At 46.9% G+C, this 18,831-nt stretch carries 13 protein-coding genes, 1 tRNA gene and 1 rRNA gene; 6 read left to right on the top strand and 9 right to left on the bottom strand.

Annotated elements, in window-relative coordinates:
• The first annotated feature begins 10 nt into the window (after positions 1-10).
• The 4 genes from rrf to B7360_RS19465 all read left to right on the top strand — a co-directional run bounded on the left by rrf (position 11) and on the right by B7360_RS19465 (position 3,925).
• Positions 11-127 (top strand): 5S ribosomal RNA (gene rrf, locus B7360_RS19480).
• 46 nt (positions 128-173) lie between these two features.
• Positions 174-250: transfer RNA gene (locus B7360_RS19475), tRNA-Asp, on the top strand.
• Positions 251-1,199: 949 nt separating this feature from the next.
• Positions 1,200-2,771, top strand: coding sequence for an ABC-F family ATP-binding cassette domain-containing protein (locus tag B7360_RS19470; RefSeq protein WP_085344394.1), 1,572 nt, complete (start codon positions 1,200-1,202; stop codon positions 2,769-2,771).
• On the top strand, positions 2,768-3,925 hold the full coding sequence (locus tag B7360_RS19465) for an MFS transporter (protein WP_085344393.1): 1,158 nt from the start codon (positions 2,768-2,770) through the stop codon (positions 3,923-3,925). Before B7360_RS19470 ends, B7360_RS19465 begins: the two co-directional genes overlap by 4 nt.
• A 74-nt stretch (positions 3,926-3,999) precedes the next feature.
• Here the strand turns inward: B7360_RS19465 and fis are convergent, their stop codons facing one another.
• The 9 genes from fis to B7360_RS19420 all read right to left on the bottom strand — a co-directional run bounded on the left by fis (position 4,000) and on the right by B7360_RS19420 (position 13,799).
• Positions 4,000-4,296 carry a DNA-binding transcriptional regulator Fis gene (gene fis / locus B7360_RS19460; RefSeq protein WP_000462885.1) on the bottom strand — a complete coding sequence of 99 codons (297 nt, stop codon included), beginning with the start codon at positions 4,294-4,296 and terminating at the stop codon, positions 4,000-4,002.
• 23 nt (positions 4,297-4,319) lie between these two features.
• Positions 4,320-5,288 (bottom strand): tRNA dihydrouridine synthase DusB, encoded by a 969-nt coding sequence (gene dusB, locus B7360_RS19455; protein ID WP_005382505.1) that lies wholly within the window; start codon positions 5,286-5,288, stop codon positions 4,320-4,322.
• A gap of 139 nt (positions 5,289-5,427) precedes the next feature.
• Complete coding sequence (prmA, locus tag B7360_RS19450) at positions 5,428-6,315, bottom strand: 50S ribosomal protein L11 methyltransferase (RefSeq protein ID WP_085344392.1); 888 nt, start codon at positions 6,313-6,315, stop codon at positions 5,428-5,430.
• 165 nt (positions 6,316-6,480) lie between these two features.
• A complete protein-coding gene (gene accC / locus B7360_RS19445; protein WP_005397839.1) occupies positions 6,481-7,824 on the bottom strand; it encodes an acetyl-CoA carboxylase biotin carboxylase subunit in 1,344 nt (447 codons plus the stop codon).
• Positions 7,825-7,838: 14 nt separating this feature from the next.
• The gene (gene accB / locus B7360_RS19440) at positions 7,839-8,303 is read right to left on the bottom strand and encodes an acetyl-CoA carboxylase biotin carboxyl carrier protein (protein ID WP_005397840.1); all 465 of its coding nucleotides are present in this window, start codon (positions 8,301-8,303) and stop codon (positions 7,839-7,841) included.
• A gap of 61 nt (positions 8,304-8,364) precedes the next feature.
• Complete coding sequence (gene aroQ / locus B7360_RS19435; protein WP_005397842.1) at positions 8,365-8,814, bottom strand: type II 3-dehydroquinate dehydratase; 450 nt, start codon at positions 8,812-8,814, stop codon at positions 8,365-8,367.
• Positions 8,815-9,117: 303 nt separating this feature from the next.
• Complete coding sequence (acs, locus tag B7360_RS19430) at positions 9,118-11,070, bottom strand: acetate--CoA ligase (protein WP_006742998.1); 1,953 nt, start codon at positions 11,068-11,070, stop codon at positions 9,118-9,120.
• A 237-nt stretch (positions 11,071-11,307) separates the two neighbouring features.
• Complete coding sequence (locus B7360_RS19425) at positions 11,308-11,937, bottom strand: 3'-5' exonuclease (protein WP_054730320.1); 630 nt, start codon at positions 11,935-11,937, stop codon at positions 11,308-11,310.
• Positions 11,938-11,972: 35 nt separating this feature from the next.
• Complete coding sequence (locus tag B7360_RS19420; protein WP_085344391.1) at positions 11,973-13,799, bottom strand: DUF294 nucleotidyltransferase-like domain-containing protein; 1,827 nt, start codon at positions 13,797-13,799, stop codon at positions 11,973-11,975.
• Between the two features lie 230 nt (positions 13,800-14,029).
• Here B7360_RS19420 and B7360_RS19415 point away from each other — a divergent pair, with 230 nt between their 5' ends.
• Both B7360_RS19415 and B7360_RS19410 read left to right on the top strand, forming a co-directional pair.
• Entirely contained in the window at positions 14,030-15,217 is a 1,188-nt protein-coding gene (locus B7360_RS19415) for a 3-phenylpropionate MFS transporter (RefSeq protein WP_005397849.1), read from the top strand.
• Positions 15,218-15,351: 134 nt separating this feature from the next.
• Positions 15,352-18,783, top strand: a complete 3,432-nt coding sequence (locus tag B7360_RS19410; RefSeq protein WP_085344390.1) for a PAS-domain containing protein — start codon at positions 15,352-15,354, stop codon at positions 18,781-18,783.
• Positions 18,784-18,831: the final 48 nt, after the last annotated feature.

Here is an 18,831-nt window from a genome sequence, read left to right as displayed (position 1 = left end):
AAAGAATTTGCTTGGCGACCATAGCGTTTTGGACCCACCTGATTTCCATGCCGAACTCAGAAGTGAAACGAAATAGCGCCGATGGTAGTGTGGGGTTTCCCCATGTGAGAGTAGGACATCGCCAGGCTTTAAATTTTGGACACTTGCTGATTGCAAGCGGGTGATACCACTGCGGAGTGGTAGTTCAGTTGGTTAGAATACCGGCCTGTCACGCCGGGGGTCGCGGGTTCGAGTCCCGTCCACTCCGCCACTTATATTAAGCCTCAGTCGAAAGACTGGGGCTTTTTTCGTTTTGGTTACCCGACTTACCTTAACCTCATTTCCATATTGAAATCTTGCATCGAGAGGCAGGCTTCCCTCTTCGCGATGCTTTCTAAGCCCTGTCATGAGTGAGGTGTTGCGCAGTTCTGTGTGGTTTCTGCTGAACCGGGTCCCAGTCTCGAGCGCTAGTTTTGAGCCCTTGTGCTTACTTACCAAAGCTTCCTTTATTATTACCTGGAAAGTTTATTCACTAGGTTATGTTATTTTCGGGGGAGATTTCTCTGCTTTAGATGTTTTGATTTAGCCACAGGCGCTCATTAAAATAAACTCAGCGCATTTAAAACTTTCCGAACATGGATTTTGTTTGTAGATCTATTTAAGCCAGCCAGTGCCTGCCTTAAAGGATATTTGCTACTTCTTCCCCTCTAACCGTCTCCAACCGATAAAGCCACCACTACGTACGTATAACGTGAGCGGTATAGATGCTCTCATAGTTGTGCTTGCTGAGTAAGTCCTTCACCTAGCACATTGACTGAGGAAAGGTCTTCTTTCAGTGGACCTTCGTGTAAGTCACGATAGTTTTTAATAATTATCTGGTACTTTTTATTCTAAAGGTGTACGCTTCACATCGAATGTTTTTTCGACAGTAAACCATGTTATATCTCTTGTTTAAAAGCTTTGTAAGAAGGCTGAACTCCGTGCAAAAAACGCGATGAAGTGTTGCTCGGAGTCTTAAATTAATCTTCATCAGGTGTTTTATGCGTGAGTAACTTCGCTGAAGTTATACGCAGGCGTTTGTACACCTGATAAAAGAGAAGAGATGGCCGGTGATATTTCATCATCGGCCTTTTTGTATCTGTTAAGCAGCTACAAAGCATTATCCAGTATTGAAATAAGGGCCGGTATTGATCACCGGCCCTTTTTATTTGGTTAAAAACATGAGTATTTTACAAGTTAAAAATTTGTCTTATCAGATCGCTGATAAGAGTTTATATAACAACGCGACATTTCGAATTAACGTGGGAGAGAAAATAGGTATCACTGGAGCGAATGGCGTTGGAAAAAGCACCTTATTAAAACTGCTTACCGGTGAATTATCTGCAGATAAGGGCTGCATTGACTGGTTACCAAACCTTGAGGTGGGGTATTTAGAGCAACATTTTAAGATGGATAATGCGCTGACGGTTTATGAATGCTTAAAGAGTGCTTTTGAGAACTTATACGCTGCCGAGCAGAAGCTTTGGACTTTGTATCAGGCGATGACCGAGTCTCACTCTACATCTCTTTTAAGCCAAGTCGCCCGACTACAGGCATATTTAGAAGATGAAGACTTCTATGCAATTGATACCAAAATTGAACAAGTTGCTGTAGGTCTTGGCATTTATCAATTTGGCTTAGATACACCGCTTGTCTCGCTAAGTGGTGGTCAAAGACACAAGGTCCTTTTAGGGAGGTTGTTACTCCGCAACCCCGATGTGTTAATTCTCGATGAGCCGACAAACTATCTTGATGCTCTGCACATTGAATGGTTGGTCACGTTTCTCAACGATTACACTGGCACTGTTTTACTGGTTTCTCATGATATTGACTTCCTTAATCAAGTAGCGACCAGTATTTGTGATATTGATTATCAAACGGTCCGAAAATACAGCGGCACTTATGTCAAAGCAATGCAGCAAAAGCAGCACGACGGTACTTTGTTAGAAAAGCAATATAAGGCTCAGCAAAATGAAATTCGAAAGTTAGAGCAATTTATTGCCAAAAATGGCGCTGGAGTTAACGCGAGTCTTGCTAAGGGACGCAAGAAAAAACTGGATAAAATCGAACGTATTCAACTTAATCATACAGAGAAAGTATCGATGTTTGATTTTGCTTACCAGCCCATTGGGCAACAGTATGTGATTGACGCAAAAGCGTTGATGATAGGTTATCAGCAGCCTCTGCTTCCTGCGCTTGATATCACGTTAGCGCGCGGGGAGAAGTTGGTCGTTTCTGGTTTTAACGGCGTAGGTAAGTCGACTTTACTTAAAACCCTTATGGGGGAGATCGAGCCGCTCTCTGGTGAGGTGGTATTGGCAAAAGGTGCAATGATTGGGTATTTTTCTCAAGATTTGTTTTGGCGTCACCCTCAGCACACGCCCGAGCAGGAGCTATGCTCTTGTGATCCAACGATATCAAGCAAAGAATCACGCAAGATATTAGCTCGCTTTGGGGTCACCGGAGATAAGACGCAGCGCCACCTAGATACATTAAGTGGAGGTGAGCAAACTCGCGTGAAACTTTGTTGTTTATCAGTCCAGAAATGCAATGTTTTGCTGTTGGACGAGCCAACGACACATTTGGATAGCAGCAGTAAAAATGCGCTTAAAGAGGCTCTCCAGCGCTTTTCTGGTAGTGTGATTGTGGTATCTCATGAGAAGGCGTTTTTACAATCTTGGCCTGATAGAGTTTTAGATATTTCGTTGCTCACTTATGCTGAATCGGAAACAGAACAGGAGGTGGCGCTATGATGCAGTCCATGATCCTATTTCTTGTTGCTTTTCTTGTTGGTGCTGATGAGTTGATGCTTGGATCTATTCTTGAACCTATCGGAAATGATTTAAGTGTTCAACCGAGTCAGGTTACGTTATTTATTACGGCATATAGTTTAGCTATAGCAATTTGTGCTCCTTACCTGGGACGTTTATCAGACCGGGTTGGGCGTATTCGTATCATGTTGCCTGCTTGCTTCGTATTTGGGGTTGCGTCTATTACGACGGGCATAGTTCATGATTTTGAACTTGCGATTGCAAGTCGAGTGATCACAGGTATTGCAAGTGCAGGCATGTTGCCAATTGCATTCGCGTTGGCGGGAGACGCGAAGGGTAATAGAGCGATGCGTCAAATTGTGATGGTTCAGGCGGGATTAACGCTGGGTATGATAACCAGCCCGGCGATCGGAGCATTGCTGACCCAGCTTTTATCATGGCGTGCCGCTTTTATTATTTTGGGCGTTGCGGCTCTTCTTGTCGGTGCCATGAGCGTAGTGTTCATGAACAACAAGCATGATGAGTCCAAGGCATTAGATACTCTGCCGCCTATCACAGACGTCATTCATCTTCCAGGCGCGTTGAGGGCGATTTTAGCGATGTGTTTAGGCCTAGGGGGAGGTATTGGTGTATTTAACCTGATAGGCCTTCATATTCGAGATACCAGCGAGTTGGCGCTCGGTTGGGTGGGCGCTATTTATGCTGCTCTAGGGATCGTGAGTGTGGTTGGAAATATGTGCGTGGGGAGAGCTTGCCGTTGGCTTGGTAGCTCTCGAGCCGTTATGCGAGTGGCTTTAATGGTGTGCATACCTTGTAGTGCATGGGTGTTCTCAAATGAGATGAGTACGGTGACCGCTTATCTTCCAGCTCTAGTGCTCTGGTCCCTTGCTGGAGGGGTAGGCTCTCCGGCGTTACAAGCACATATAGCAAGCTTATCTGATGAACATCGAGGTGTGCTGATGTCTTCTGGAATGAGTATGATGCACTTTGGTGTCGCGATTTGGTCTGCCTTGGCGGGCTTTGCTTATTCTGTAGGTAGTGAATGGGTCGCTGTCGTGGCTTTGTTATTGTTTGGCTCAGCGGTAGTTATATTAAAGCCAGTTGGTAATGCTGAACAAAGTGAGCGTTATTCGTAGTATTTTTGTAGATAAAGAAAAGCCGTTACCTAAAAAGGTAACGGCTTGTTCCAAATACTTTTTGAAAGCCGGTCTTAGTTCATGCCGTATTTCTTAAGTTTTTTGCGAAGAGTACCGCGGTTGATACCCATCATAGTTGCCGCGCGAGTTTGGTTACCGCGAGTGTACTGCATGATAGTATCTAATAGTGGCTGTTCAACTTCAGCTAGAACTAATTCGTATAGTTCTGTTACTTCCTGGCCGTTTAGTTGAGCAAGGTAGTTTTTAAGAGACGCTTTAACAGAGTCACGTAAAGGCTTCTGAGTAATCTGGTCTTGTGACGTTACTGTAGTTACTGTTAATGCTTCTGAAGTCAGATTTTGTTCGAACATATTCGGTCTAGCTCTTCTCTTAATTATGATGCAACGTTATCAAAATAACCTTCTAACGCCTCAATTTGCAGCGGAGCTGCGTCGATAGCGTTGAAGGTACGGCGAAACTCACTTGCCTGTTCATGCTCTTTCAGGTACCACCCAACGTGCTTGCGCGCGATACGTGGACCTAAGAACTCCCCATAAAATTCATGCAGAGCATTTACATGACCAAGCATAATGGTTTTCACTTCCTCAGTTGGAAGCTCCTCCATTGTGGTGCCGTTTTCCAAATAGTGATGGATTTCCTGGAAAATCCAAGGACGACCCTGGGCAGGGCGTCCAATCATTAAAGCGTCCGCACCGGTGTACTCCAGTACAAATTTGGCTTTCTCCGGGCTATCGATATCACCGTTCGCGATAACCGGAATTGAAATCGCCTCTTTTACCGCTTTAATGCTGTCATATTCGGCCTCACCTTTGTACATACATGCTTTCGTTCTGCCATGCAGAGCAAGAGCTTGTATGCCGCAGTTTTCGGCTAATTTAGCGATCTGGACACAGTTCTTGTTGTCTGTATCCCAGCCAGTTCGAGTCTTTAACGTTACAGGAACGTCCACTGCATTCACGACCGCTTTCAAAATCTCTTCGATAATGTTTGGGTATTGAAGCAGAGCAGAGCCCGCTAGCTTCTTATTCACTTTTTTTGCCGGGCAGCCCATGTTGATGTCGATGATTTGTGCACCGTTCTCAACACTGAATTGAGCTGCGTCCGCCATAAGCTGTGGATCGGAACCCGCAATCTGTACAGAGCGAATGCCCGATTCGCCCTCGTGTACCATGCGCTGTTTCGACTTTGACGTTCCCCATAGTTTTGGGTTAGCAGACATCATTTCACTGACGGCCATTCCCGCACCATAACGAAGACACAACTCGCGAAACGGTCTATCCGTTACACCAGCCATAGGGGCTACGATTAGATTGTTCTTAAGTTGATAGTTTCCGATTTTCAAAACGTCATCACAGTTCTGTACCAGCAAGGGCGCGCATTTTACGCATTTTTTCACTGCGTGAAAAGACTAATATTTGAGCATTTACAAATTGTTTTTGTAAATTGTATGAATTTCAAACAATTAGCTCTGAAAACCTTGTCTAGCCTTGCTTACGACCAGAGATGCGACACCATTCGCTTTGCTCAACAATCGGGTCAATGTGAAGCTCGTCACGGTAATAATTCGCAACATCTTCGGCTTGGGTGTCTAATACGCCGGACATAGCGAGGTTGCCATTTGGTTTAACTAGGCCTTTAATGATTGGTGCAAGTTCACGCAGTGGGCCAGCAAGAATGTTAGCAACAACCACGTCTGCAATCAGACCTTCTGGTTGGTTTTGAGGAAGGTAAACTTCTAGTTTGTCGGCAACGCCGTTACGCTCTGCGTTGTCTTTCGAAGCAAGCAGTGCTTGAGGATCAATGTCGATCCCTATCACTTTTTCAGCGCCCAGTTTGATCGCCGCGATCGCCAGAATGCCAGAGCCACAACCGAAGTCGATAACGGTCTTACCGCTTAAGTCCATGCTTTCTAGCCACTCAAGACAAAGTGCTGTTGTAGGGTGAGTACCCGTACCGAATGCAAGGCCAGGATCCAACATAACATTAACAGCGTCAGGATCTGGAATGTCGCGCCAGCTTGGACAAATCCATAGGCGTTCACCAAATTTCATTGGGTGGAAGTTTTCCATCCATTCGCGTTCCCAGTCTTTATCTTCAAGCTGTTCTACTTTGTAAGCAAAATTGTCAGCCAGCATATTGCTCGCTTTAATTTGGTCGATGATGAAGTTGGTGTCTGCTTCTGCATCGTACAGTGCCAGAATGTCAGTATCGCCCCATAAGCGAGTTTCGCCAGGTAGAGGTTCGAATACAGGTGTATCCTGCGCGTCTAAGAATGTAACAGACAGCGCGCCAGTCTCTTCCATTAGCATATCGCCGATTTGCTCAGCGTTTTCATTGGTCGCGTTGAGTTTGATTTGAATCCAAGGCATTGGTTTTTGCTCTTAAAGTGAATGAAATGGCGCAGAGTTTACCAGAACTCTACGATTTGTTTGAGTATATACCCAAATAAGCCTACGTATTTGTTGAATGCTTAGAGTACATACAAAACAAAAATGCCCACGGGTGTGGGCATTTTTTAAGACGTTAGCTAAGGCTTATTGTAAGCCGAGCTTCTTCTCTAGGTAGTGGATGTTTGCACCACCATGCTGGAAGTTTTCGTCATTCATAATGGAGAATTGCAGTGGCACGTTGGTTTTGATGCCTTCGATGATCATCTCACCCAGAGCATTCTTCATGCGCGCAATCGCCACATCACGGTTTTCACCGTACGTGATTAGCTTACCAATCATTGAATCGTAATGAGGTGGTACTGTGTAACCAGAATAGATGTGTGATTCCCAACGCACACCCATACCGCCAGGCGCGTGGAAACGCTCGATCTTACCTGGAGATGGTAGGAAGCGTTCTGGGTCTTCTGCGTTGATACGGCACTCAATCGCATGGCCACGGATCTTAATGTCATCTTGAGTGAATGACAGAGGTTGACCCGCTGCAACGCGAAGCTGTTCTTTGATTAGGTCGATGCCGGTAACCATTTCTGTTACTGGGTGTTCTACCTGAATACGAGTGTTCATTTCGATGAAGTAGAATTCACCGTTCTCGTATAGGAATTCGAACGTACCTGCGCCGCGGTAACCAATTTCGATACATGCACGAGTACAACGTTCACCGATGTACTTACGCATCTCTTCAGTGATACCTGGTGCTGGCGCCTCTTCCACTACTTTTTGGTGACGACGTTGCATTGAACAATCACGCTCACCAAGGTGGATTGCGCCGCCTTGACCGTCAGCGATAACTTGCACTTCAACGTGACGAGGGTTTTCTAGGAATTTCTCCATGTAAACCATGTCGTTGTTGAACGCTGCTTTTGCTTCAGCACGCGTCATTGCAATCGCTTGAATTAGGTCTTTTTCTGCGCGAACGACACGCATACCACGGCCACCGCCGCCACCAGACGCTTTGATGATGACTGGATAACCAATGCGTTTAGCAAACGCCTTGTTTTTCTCTTCGTCGTTGTCCAGAGGACCGTCAGAGCCAGGTACACAAGGAACGCCAGCTTTCTTCATTGCGTTGATAGCCGACACTTTGTCACCCATCAGGCGGATAGTGTCTGCTTTTGGACCAACGAAGATGAAACCACTGCGCTCAACTTGCTCAGCGAAGTCTGCGTTTTCTGACAAGAAGCCGTAACCAGGGTGAATGGCAACGGCCCCTGTTACTTCTGCTGCAGAAATAATTCGTGGGATATTTAGGTAGCTGTCGATACCACGAGCAGGGCCGATACACACGGTTTCGTCTGCGAGTAGTACGTGCTTAAGATCGCGGTCAGCTGTCGAGTGAACAGCGACGGTCTTAATACCTAATTCTTTACAAGCGCGAAGAATACGAAGTGCAATTTCACCTCGGTTCGCGATGACTACTTTGTCTAGCATAAGGCAAGCCCCGCTTATTCGATTACAACAAGAGGTTGGTCGAATTCAACTGGTTGGCCGTCTTCAGCTAGGATCGCTGTAACAACGCCAGATTTGTCCGCTTCGATTTGGTTCATCATTTTCATTGCTTCAACAATACATAGCGTATCGCCAGCATTTACTTTCTGACCCACTTCTACGAATGCTTTAGAGTCTGGGCTTGGAGAACGGTAGAAAGTACCAACCATTGGAGAAAGAACTTGGTGACCTGCAGGCGTTGCAGCTGCTGGAGCTTCTGCTGCTGGCGCTTCTGCTACTGGTGCCGCTGCTGCTGGAGCAGGTGCCGCTACTGGAGCTGCTGCGTAGTGAACTGGTGCTTGAGGGGCTGCAGTGCCGTGACGACTGATGCGTACAGACTCTTCACCTTCAGAAATCTCTAGCTCAGCAATGCCAGACTCTTCAACTAACTCAATTAGCTTCTTGATTTTACGAATATCCATCTTTTCTTTCTCTTTTATCTTGTGATTAAGACAACCCTCGTGGGGTTGCAGAGTGTTAGGGTTACTTTGCCTGTAGCTTATTAATCGCGGCAGACAGAGCGAATTCATAACCTTGTGCGCCTAGACCGCAAATCACGCCTTCTGCTTTATCTGACAGATAAGAGTGATGACGAAATGGTTCACGTGCGTGCACATTTGATAAGTGCACCTCAATAAATGGGATGGCGACGCCAAGTAATGCATCTCGCAGTGCCACACTGGTATGAGTGAAAGCCGCTGGATTGATGATAATGAAGTCAATCTTGCCATAAGCAGCATGAATGGCTTCAATCAGTTCGTACTCACGATTTGATTGTAGGTGTTCCAGTTCCACCCCAGCGTTATGAGCTTGCTTCGTAAGAGCATCCACAACTTGTGCTAAGGTGCTGTGACCATAGTGTGTCGGTTCGCGCAGACCCAATAGGTTAAGATTTGGTCCGTTTAGAACAAGAATCCGTGACTTTGCAGACATTATGTTGCTATCTTCCCTTATCGTGAGTGGAACGTTTATATTCCCAAATATACGATAGTTCAGCACGATTTTTTTGTTAAAACCGAGCAAATTTTAAAAAATCGACCAAGATTATAGCTAATTCATAGCAATTAGCAGCAATTTACTGGTCTAATCTCCTAATAGCCACCTTCGTTTCTGTAACCAAGTTAACAAAAACAACATAATTGCCATGTTCTTTATGTGGCTAATTTGTGCGCAAAAGCAAAAAACCGCCATGAGTGATGGCGGTTTTTAAAGTGCTTTTAAAACAGTTGGTTGAATTTATGCCAATTCTGCTTTCTCTGCGATAAGTTTGTCTACCACGCTTGGATCGGCAAGCGTTGACGTGTCTCCGAGGTTGCTTGTATCGCCCGTTGCAATCTTACGCAGGATTCGACGCATTATCTTACCAGAGCGAGTCTTCGGTAAGGAGTCTGTCCAGTGCAGTACATCTGGTGTCGCGATTGGACCAATCTCTTTACGCACCCAATCTTTAACTTCTTTGTGCAGCTCAGCTGACGGGAATTCACCATCGTTCAATGTAATGTAAGCGTAGATAGCTTGGCCTTTGATGTCATGTGGAATACCAACAATCGCCGCTTCTGCAATCTTGTGGTGCGCCACTAGCGCTGATTCAATTTCAGCGGTACCCATACGGTGACCCGACACGTTTAGTACGTCATCAACACGGCCTGTGATCCAGTAGTAGCCGTCTTCGTCACGACGCGCACCATCACTGGTGAAGTACATCCCCTTAAAGGTTGAGAAGTAGGTCTGTTCAAAGCGCTCATGGTCGCCGTAAACCGTGCGCATCTGGCCTGGCCAAGAATCAAGGATAACCAAGTTACCTTCAGCAACGGTATCTTCAAGAATGTTGCCCATGTTATCGACAAGAGCAGGCTGGACGCCGAAGAATGGGCGAGTCGCAGAGCCTGGTTTTAGATCGGTTGCCCCTGGTAGTGGCGCAATCAAGATGCCGCCAGTTTCCGTTTGCCACCAAGTATCGACGATAGGTGAGTTCTCGTTACCAATCGTTTTGTAGTACCACTCCCACGCCTCTGGGTTGATTGGTTCGCCCACTGAGCCCATGATGCGCAGGCTTGAACGAGATGTGCCTGCAACCGCTTCATCACCTTTTGCCATTAGCGCACGAATCGCGGTTGGGGCGGTGTATAGAATGTTGACTTGGTGTTTATCAACCACTTCACTCATTCGGCTTGTGCTTGGGTAGTTTGGTACACCTTCGAATAAGATGGTCTTCGCCCCATTTGCAAGTGGACCGTAGATTAGGTAAGTGTGACCGGTAATCCAACCCACGTCCGCGGTACACCAGAAGGTTTCGCCTGGTTGGTAATCGAACACATATTTGAAGGTCATCGCCGCGTAGACGAGGTAACCACCAGTAGTGTGTAGTACACCTTTAGGTTTGCCTGTTGAACCTGAAGTGTAAAGGATGAAGAGCGGATCTTCGGCTTTCATCTCTTCTGGTGGGCAAACGTCAGAAACGTTAGCTGTTGCTTCGTGCCACCAAACATCACGGTGTTCATGCCATTCGACATCACCACCTGTGCGTTTAAGCACCAACACTTTATTGATGGTTTTTACGTCTGGGTTAGTTAGTGCTTCGTCCACGTTCTTTTTCAGAGGAACGGCACGCCCGCCGCGTACGCCTTCATCAGCGGTGATCACGACTTTCGCGTCAGAGTCGATGATACGGCCAGAGAGTGCTTCTGGTGAGAAACCGCCAAATACTACGGTGTGAACCGCACCAATACGGGTACAAGCGAGCATAGCCACTGCGGCTTCTGGCACCATTGGCATGTATAAACACACCACGTCGCCTTTACGTACGCCTTGCTCTTTCAATGCGTTGGAGAACTTACATACTTCTTTGTGCAGTTCGTTGAAAGTGAGTGTTTTGTCGTCGGCTGGATCATCGCCTTCCCAGATGATTGCGACGTCATCCCCGTGTTCTGCGAGATGACGGTCAATACAGTTAGCCGAGACGTTCAGCGTGCCATCTTCAAACCAACGAATGTCGACATGACCAGTATCGAAAGAGGTGCTTTTTACTTTGGTGAAAGGTTTGATCCAATCAACGATTTTGCCGTGCTCGTTCCAGAAGCCCTCTGGATCGGTTACCGACTGCTGATACATGGCTAAGTAAGTATCATTATCCGCGTGTGTATGAGTTTTAATATTTTCTTTTACCGGATAAACGTGGGCTTCGCTCATGGCTTCTCTCCTTGTGCCTTATTTCTCGGCCTTACACCAATCTAGATAAGATTTTGAATATGTTTTTGTAGGGCTGTTTTTTGGTTCTAAATAACTTGGTCGTGGTAATGACGACGTTGTGCTTATAACTGTCAGTCACTGCGCGTATTTCCACAATTAGACTTTAGGATGAGAGTGAAGGAAGCGCCGTGAAATCGCTGAAACAAAAGTATTTCTGGGAGCTAGGTCAACTGATTTTTATGTATACGGCGCGGTTAGGTTGGGCAAATCGCCTTTCGTTAAGCGAACAAAGACTAAAGCGGCAGAAATCGCATCTTGTAAAGCGTCGTGTTTATCTTGGGTAGGAAGTTCGAGGTGTTTACAAATGGCATCCAGACTTAAGTCGAAATAGGCATTCGGCAAATGTCTTTCCAGCTTGTCGTGATAAATCTGACTGACCTCGATGAGCGGGTTAGGAAGTGGGAAGCCAAGTTGCCTCAGACAAGCAAGGTCTAAAATCTTTTTATCGTAACGAATGTGATAACCGACAAGTGGTCGGTTGCCGATGAAGTCGAGCAACTCGAGCAGCGCCTCTTTTTCGCTAATCCCGTCGACTAAGTCTTGGTGGCGAATTCGATGAATTTTGACTGAGCCAGAATCGAGCGATTGCGGCGCGCGTAAGCGGACTTCAAATGGCTGGCTAGTGATGATGCGGTTGTCGATGATCTTCGTGGCCGCAATGGTCACCAACTCGGCGCGATTTGGATCAAGGCTGGTGGTTTCGCAGTCGAGCGAAACGTATTCTGTTTTATCGGGCGTGCAAAAAAGCGACTGATAAGGAGAGCCTTTCAGTTTGTAGTGCCAGTATTTGCGTTGTAACCAGTTCATTGCCTACGCCTCTGTATGATTTATGAAAATCATGGTTAATCACGAATTTGATAGTGGAAGCCTAAAAATTGCTTAAATTTTTTCACTACATGTAAGCTGTGGCGAAGTAAATCACGCTCGGTTCTATCCAGTTGTTTAATATCAATGTTATTCAATGCTTCTTGCTTTTTGAGTTGTTGATTAAGGCGAACCTTAAAGAACAATTTCAGTGCTTCGTTGAGGTTATCTGCCGTTTCAGGCTCTAAGATGCGTTTTTTCCGAAGTGCTTCAATGCGCTCAAACGTGTTCTTCTCCTCAATGGCATATTCCAAAGACAAGGTGCGAATGCCGTGCACAATTGGGAAAATGCCGCCGCGTTTAATATCTAACCCGTCCTTAGCACTTTTTACGTTGCCAAAGAGAGTTAGGGGCACAGAAAACTGCAAGGCAGGGCGAGTAAAATCAGACAGTATCAACATGCGATCTTTCATTGTGTCGCGAAGGTGGGTCGCGATTGGAGCCAGCAGTTCGCGATTTCCCGCAACAGCATGGGCGTCACTGAAAATGGCTAAGTCCATGATTTGTTGTGGTTCGGCTTTGGCTATCCAGCGGTCTAAGGTGTTTATCCACTCTTGCTGCGTTTTGACCCATTTCGGGTTGTTGACCATGACTTTACCCGGGCAAAGTGGATAACCGAGCTGTTGTAGAGTGTGCGTGAAGGATTGCATCACTTGTTCGCAATGAGGCCATTCCAAACCATCTTGAATAATTAGAGCATTGTCTTGGTCTGTCTTGAGAATTTGTTCTCCTCGACCTTCTGAGCCGAGCACGATTAAGCAGCAATGATCGTGCAAGGCTGGTGGAACCACTAACTCGAACGCTTTTTCGATAATTTGCTCGTTCACGGCGGAAATCAGCTCCATGATAAAGCGAGTGCGGATGCCGTTTCTCAATAAGCTCTCGACCAATTGACGTTGGCGGTTTGAGGCTAATGCGAGCTCTTCCACACTGCTTGCTCTGGCAATACTGAGCGTTAACACGTGAGAGTGGGTGGAGAACGCGCTGAGAATTTGGGTCATATCCAGCATGCCGACGGCTTGGTTGCCATCACATACCATGAGACGTTTCATTCGATTTCGGGTCATGGTGATCATGGCGTTGAATAAAAAATCACCATCATCAACGTGATAGACAGGAAAGGTGGCGATATCACCAACAGGGGTATTGAGTGCGCTGCCATCTAACATCACGGAGTGCAGCATGTTGGTTCGCGTCACGATGGCGTATGGATGAGACGAGGGCCATTTTTCTAATCGCGGATCGTCATCATTGAGTTTGACAAGTGCTGCATCGATCCCATTTGCTTTTAGGGTGTGCGTCACCTCGTTAATCGGCGTATTTGGCTCAAGGATCATCGGTGGGTGATAAATGCTGCGGTCAACTTTGGTGAGGATAAACTCTGCCAAGTTTTGTTGTTGGTGAGCGGCTTCGATGAGTTCTTGTCGCTTTGATAAATTGTTATCGAAATAGGCCGCAAACTGACCATTCTCGTTGTAAAGCGCCAGAAAGACGTCTTTCGGTAGCAGATAGGAGAGCGTGTCTTCAAGTGCGATGTATTGATGACGTACGTTGTCTTCAAGTAACGAGCGCACATCAAACATATCGTCGTTGGCATAATGCGCGAACACTTCCTGCTGATCTTGGGAGCGCTCTTCTACCGCGCCTTTGATCAGAATATGCAAGTGAGGGTTCTTCTGTCCGCAAGATAAAATTACATCTCGAGCTCGATAGTAGGCAACGTCCAGAGACGAGCGCAGTCGTGTCTGTTGTGCTTCGGTTAAGCGGTCGAACGGTGGAGATTGCATGTTAAATTTGTCAGGCATGAGAACACCCAATGATGGAAGGAACACTCTCTAAGTCTGACAAATTTCCTACCGGAAGCCAGACGACTTTGGTCTAAATCACGATGATTTCGCTTTAGGATGGCCAATGTCGCAAAGTTAGTATTCCATCGAGGAAACGATAAGTTGCCTATTCTTCCCTTTTTATAATACGCATAGCGATCCATAATTCCCGGTTCGAACGTTGATGTTCCCGTTTTAGGATATTAGTAATGTTGAAACCTTCTCCGTATGGCTGGATTTCCCAGTACTTTCTCGGATTCTTCTTTGCGTATGGCGTATATCTGCCATTTTGGTCACTTTGGTTTAAGGAGCAAGGTGTCTCTTCGACCGACATCGGTTTGCTAGTTGGGTTAGGTCTTGCGACACGTTGTGTCGCCAATATCGTGATCACCCCACGAGTGCACAAAGTTGAACACCTTATGCCTGCTTTACGTTGGTTGAGTTTCGCTGCCCTCCTTTTTGTTGGATTTCACTTTTTTACAGGTGGCAGTTTTTGGTTAATGGCGTTAGCGACGGTGCTATTTAACCTCTGTTGTGGACCGATTGTTCCATTATCGGATGCGATGGCAAACTACTACGCTCGTCTGAAAATGCTCGATTATGGCCGTACGCGCTTATGGGGCTCGATCGCCTTTATCGCGGGTTCGACGGCCGTGGGTTATCTGGTGGCTGAATTTGGCTCTGATATGATCTTGTACACGGCGATGGCCGGGGTATTAGTTTCGTTGCTATTTTCAATGCGTATGACTAACCCGATGCCCGTTACGCTTGGTGGGCAAAGCGCGGAGCGTCCAAAACTGAGTGCTCTTTTGACTGACAAGCCGATACTTAAATTCTTAGTGTTGGTGTCATTAATTCAGGGCAGTCATGCGGCTTACTACGGTTTTAGCGCTATTCACTGGAAAGCCGCAGGTCATTCGGAAGATGTGATTGGCTATCTGTGGAGCTTGGGTGTTGCAGCCGAAGTGGCAGTGTTTGCGCTGAGCAAGCGTTTATTTGTCGGTTGGTCAATGCGCGCGTTATTTGTTGTTGCTGCCGTTGGTGTGATGATGCGTTGGGGCATTACGGCATCGACAACGTCGATTGTTGCTTTGGTGATTGTTCAATTATTGCATGGCGTGACATTCGCAACGGCACACATTGCTGCGATTCAATATATCCAAAACTCGGAAGAGAATAAGATAGTGGCGCTGCAAGCATTGTATAACGCGATTCCTCTAGGCGCATTCATCGCACTGATGACCGTGTTGAGCGGTTGGGGTTATGAGCACTGGGGACCACTTGTGTTCTGGGGCATGGCCGCAATGGGTTTATTGGCATTGTTCATCAAGCTCGAACCACAAGAGCCACATCATGTGGTCGATGTATCAGACAAGTCACTGGAAACACAGAATTAGACTTCTGTGACAAAGGTTAAAAACTAAGCTTTGTCTCCGTTGTGAAAGCAGTGTTAAATGAAACCTCTCCCTAATGGAGAGGTTTTTTTATTCTCTTGCTTTAAAACGGCAAGAAAGGCAAGAAAGGATATCGGATGCAAGGATGGCTGGTGGTTCCCGTTTCTTTGGCGTATTTGGGAGCCTTATTTATCATCGCGTGGTACGGCGACATTCAGAAAAGGTGGTTAGCACGCTGGCGGCCGTGGATTTATAGCCTTTCCATTGCGGTGTACTGTACATCGTGGACCTTCTACGGCACGGTCGGGCAGGCCAGCAGTAACCCTTGGTCTTTCTTGCCCATCTATATTGCCCCCATTTTAGTGTTTACCATCGGATGGCGCGTTTTAGCTCGGCTTATTTTGATTGCTAAACGGGAGCACATCACGTCGATTGCTGATTTTATCGGAGCTCGTTACGGCAAATCTCAAGGTTTGGCCGTAGTCGTTACACTCATTGCGGTTGCGGGAATTTTGCCGTACATCGCTTTACAGTTGCGTGGTATCACCATGGGGCTAGAAATCATTGCCCCAGAACTGGCTACCGATTTTGGTTATCAAAACGATAGCGTGTCGTGGTTTGTCGTGGTCGCACTGGCAATTTTTACCATGCTATTTGGTACCCGGCACATTGATAACACGGAACACCATCGTGGGATGATGATGGCGATTGCCTTCGAATCGATTATCAAACTGTTGGCGTTTTTAGTAGTCGGTGTATTCATTGTTTGGTTGGCGATGAACACCGAGAATTTGAGCTTAGTTGATGTTGCCGCACAGACGTATCAGTCACCAAACATCCCGACCATATTGATTCATACCGTACTCACGATGCTGGCGATTGTGTGTCTTCCACGACAATTCCATACGATGGTGGTGGAGAACGAACGCGCGCAAGATTTGCATGTTGCTCGTTGGTTGTTTCCCATTTATCTGATCTTGATGGGGATTTTTGTTTTACCTATTGCGTGGGTAGGGCAAGGTTTGTTGAGTGGTGCTTCGCCTGATACTTATGTGATCAGTGTGCCGATGTCGGTAGGGGCGAGTGAAATCGCTTTGCTTGCATTTTTAGGCGGCACTTCGGCGGCCAGTGGCATGGTTATCGTGTCGACGATTGCCTTAGCGATCATGGTATCGAACGACTTGGTTATGCCACTACTGTTGCGTCGCATGCGATTGACGCAGCGTAACCATCATCACTTCTCTGAATTATTACTGCGGATCCGCCGTGGTCTGATTTTAGTCCTACTAATTGGCGCTTGGGGTTTTTATCAAGCGTTAGATACCATTCACTCACTTTCAGCGATCGGCTTTCTCTCATTTGCGGCGATCACGCAATTCGCGCCTGCGCTGGTGGGCGGTATGTACTGGCGTCAAGGGAATAAGAAAGGTGTGTATGTTGGCTTGGCCGTAGGCTTTACCATTTGGCTGATTACGTTAATGAGCCAAACGGACATGCTTGCCGGGAATGCCAGTAACAACTTTTTGATTTGGTTGATCACCCCACCAGAGGTATTGGCTGGCTTTGACATTGCGATTTCAGATTGGGGGATGATCCTCAGCGTGGTCGCCAATGCAGTGTGTTTTGTCGTGGTTTCTATGACTACACGACCAAGCCTAAGTGAGCGCTTACAATCGGCGTCATTCGTTGGTACGCCACTGCCTGAAAGCGAAAACATGAGCCTATACCAGAGTCGTGTTACGGTTGCTGAACTAGAAATGCTAGCGTCTAGGTTTGTTGGGCGAACGCGAGTAAAAGCGGCTTTTCAAGCGTATTGGAGCCAGCAACGAGAAGAGCTAATGCCGAATCAGCAAGCGCCATCTTCTCTGATTCGACATACCGAACGTGTATTAGCCGGGGTATTCGGTGCTTCTTCTGCTAAGTTAGTACTTACTTCTGCCCTGCAAGGAAGAAACATGCAGCTTGAAGAGGTGGCGACTATCGTCGATGAAGCCTCTGAACTGTACGATTTTAGCCGAGGCCTACTTCAGGGGGCGATTGAACATATCGGCCAAGGCATTGCGGTGGTCGATAAGCAATTACGCTTGGTGGCTTGGAACCAACGCTACTTAGAACTCTTTGAATTTCCGCCAGGCTTGATCCAAGTTGGGCGACCGATTGCGGATGTGATTCGGCACAATGCAGAGCAAGGTTTATGTGGACCAGGCGATCCTGATGACCACGTCCGTCGTCGCGTTTATCACCTTGAGCAAGGGACTCGGCACACCTCTTCTCGGGTTCGTCCTGATGGTCGCGTGATTGAGGTACAAGGTAACCCAATGCCAGGTGGTGGCTTTGTGATGAGCTTTACCGACATCACCGTATTCCGTGATGCAGAGCAAGCGCTGAAAGACGCCAACGAGACATTGGAAGAAAGGGTGCGTCTGCGGACTCGGGAATTAGAACAACTTAACAAGCAGCTGGTGGCAGCGACGCAACGCTCCGATTTGGAATCGAAGTCCAAATCACGGTTCTTGGCGGCAGTAAGCCATGACTTGATGCAGCCACTCAACGCTGCGCGCCTGTTCGCTTCTTCATTGTCGGAAGTAGCCAAAGACAGCGAAGCTAAAAAGCTGTCGGCACACATTGAGAGTGCTTTAGAGGCGGCCGAAGACCTGATAGGAGATTTGCTGGATATTTCGCGCTTGGAGTCGGGCAAGCTGGAAGTCAATGTGCACGGTTTTGCGTTAAACGATGTGTTGTCGAATTTGAATGCGGAGTTCAGCGCATTAGCCAAGCAACAAGGCATAGCATTCACCATGATTCCATCCTCACTCATGGTGAAATCGGATCCCAAACTGCTGCGCCGTGTGGTGCAAAACTTCCTGACCAATGCGTTTCGTTATAACCCGAATGGCAAAGTGGCGCTCGGTGTTCGCCGGGTAAAAGGGCGAGTGCGTATTGATGTGTGGGACAACGGTGTAGGTATTGAAGAAGAGAAGCAGCAAGAGATCTTTGAAGAGTTTAATCGCGGAACTCAAGTTCGTTCCGACCAAGGTCTCGGGCTTGGTTTGGCGATTTCCAAGGGAATTGCTCAGGTACTTGGGCATGAAATTTCGATGCGCTCTTGGGTTGGAAAAGGCAGTGTTTTTTCCATCACCCTAGATAAAGCTGATCATGTTCAGCCTCATCCAGTTCACGTGGCAATGAGTAAGCAATCTGAACTTGGTCATCTAAGAATTCTATGTGTGGATAATGAGCCCGATATTTTAGTCGGTATGGAAAACTTACTGTCTCGATGGGGCTGCGATACGCGAGTGGCGACAGATTTGGTCGAAAGTCTACAAGCGCTTGAGGATGGTTGGATGCCGGACGTGATTTTTTCCGATTACCGACTTGATGATGGTCGTACTGGCTTGGAAGTGCTACAACAATGTCGCTTGAGACTAGGCAGCTGCTTTGAAGGTGTCATCATCAGCGCGGATCGCACCGATGATATGCTTGATGGCATCAAGGCAAATGGGTTCAGCTTTATTGCGAAGCCAGTTAAGCCGCTTAAATTGCGTTCGGTGCTCAACCGCGTCGCATAGATTTAGAGTGTTTTAGCGTTGCTATAAAAGAGACCTCCGAATGGAGGT

Source organism: Vibrio sp. ArtGut-C1, from assembly GCF_002105475.1.
GTDB lineage: Bacteria > Pseudomonadota > Gammaproteobacteria > Enterobacterales > Vibrionaceae > Vibrio > Vibrio diabolicus.
Note: the sequence above shows the minus strand (reverse complement) of the source record. Positions and strands in the feature narration are given on the sequence as shown.

Excerpts from the sequence above, each read along its gene's own strand:
- accB (WP_005397840.1), bottom strand. The coding sequence starts at position 8,303 with ATGGATATTCGTAAAATCAAGAAGCTAATTGAGTTAGTTGAAGAGTCT.
- B7360_RS19415 (WP_005397849.1), top strand. The coding sequence starts at position 14,030 with ATGTTGAAACCTTCTCCGTATGGCTGGATTTCCCAGTACTTTCTCGGA.
- accC (WP_005397839.1), bottom strand. The coding sequence starts at position 7,824 with ATGCTAGACAAAGTAGTCATCGCGAACCGAGGTGAAATTGCACTTCGT.
- B7360_RS19425 (WP_054730320.1), bottom strand. The coding sequence starts at position 11,937 with ATGAACTGGTTACAACGCAAATACTGGCACTACAAACTGAAAGGCTCT.
- B7360_RS19470 (WP_085344394.1), top strand. The coding sequence starts at position 1,200 with ATGAGTATTTTACAAGTTAAAAATTTGTCTTATCAGATCGCTGATAAG.
- B7360_RS19465 (WP_085344393.1), top strand. The coding sequence starts at position 2,768 with ATGATGCAGTCCATGATCCTATTTCTTGTTGCTTTTCTTGTTGGTGCT.
- aroQ (WP_005397842.1), bottom strand. The coding sequence starts at position 8,814 with ATGTCTGCAAAGTCACGGATTCTTGTTCTAAACGGACCAAATCTTAAC.
- B7360_RS19410 (WP_085344390.1), top strand. The coding sequence starts at position 15,352 with ATGCAAGGATGGCTGGTGGTTCCCGTTTCTTTGGCGTATTTGGGAGCC.
- B7360_RS19420 (WP_085344391.1), bottom strand. The coding sequence starts at position 13,799 with ATGCCTGACAAATTTAACATGCAATCTCCACCGTTCGACCGCTTAACC.
- fis (WP_000462885.1), bottom strand. The coding sequence starts at position 4,296 with ATGTTCGAACAAAATCTGACTTCAGAAGCATTAACAGTAACTACAGTA.
- prmA (WP_085344392.1), bottom strand. The coding sequence starts at position 6,315 with ATGCCTTGGATTCAAATCAAACTCAACGCGACCAATGAAAACGCTGAG.
- acs (WP_006742998.1), bottom strand. The coding sequence starts at position 11,070 with ATGAGCGAAGCCCACGTTTATCCGGTAAAAGAAAATATTAAAACTCAT.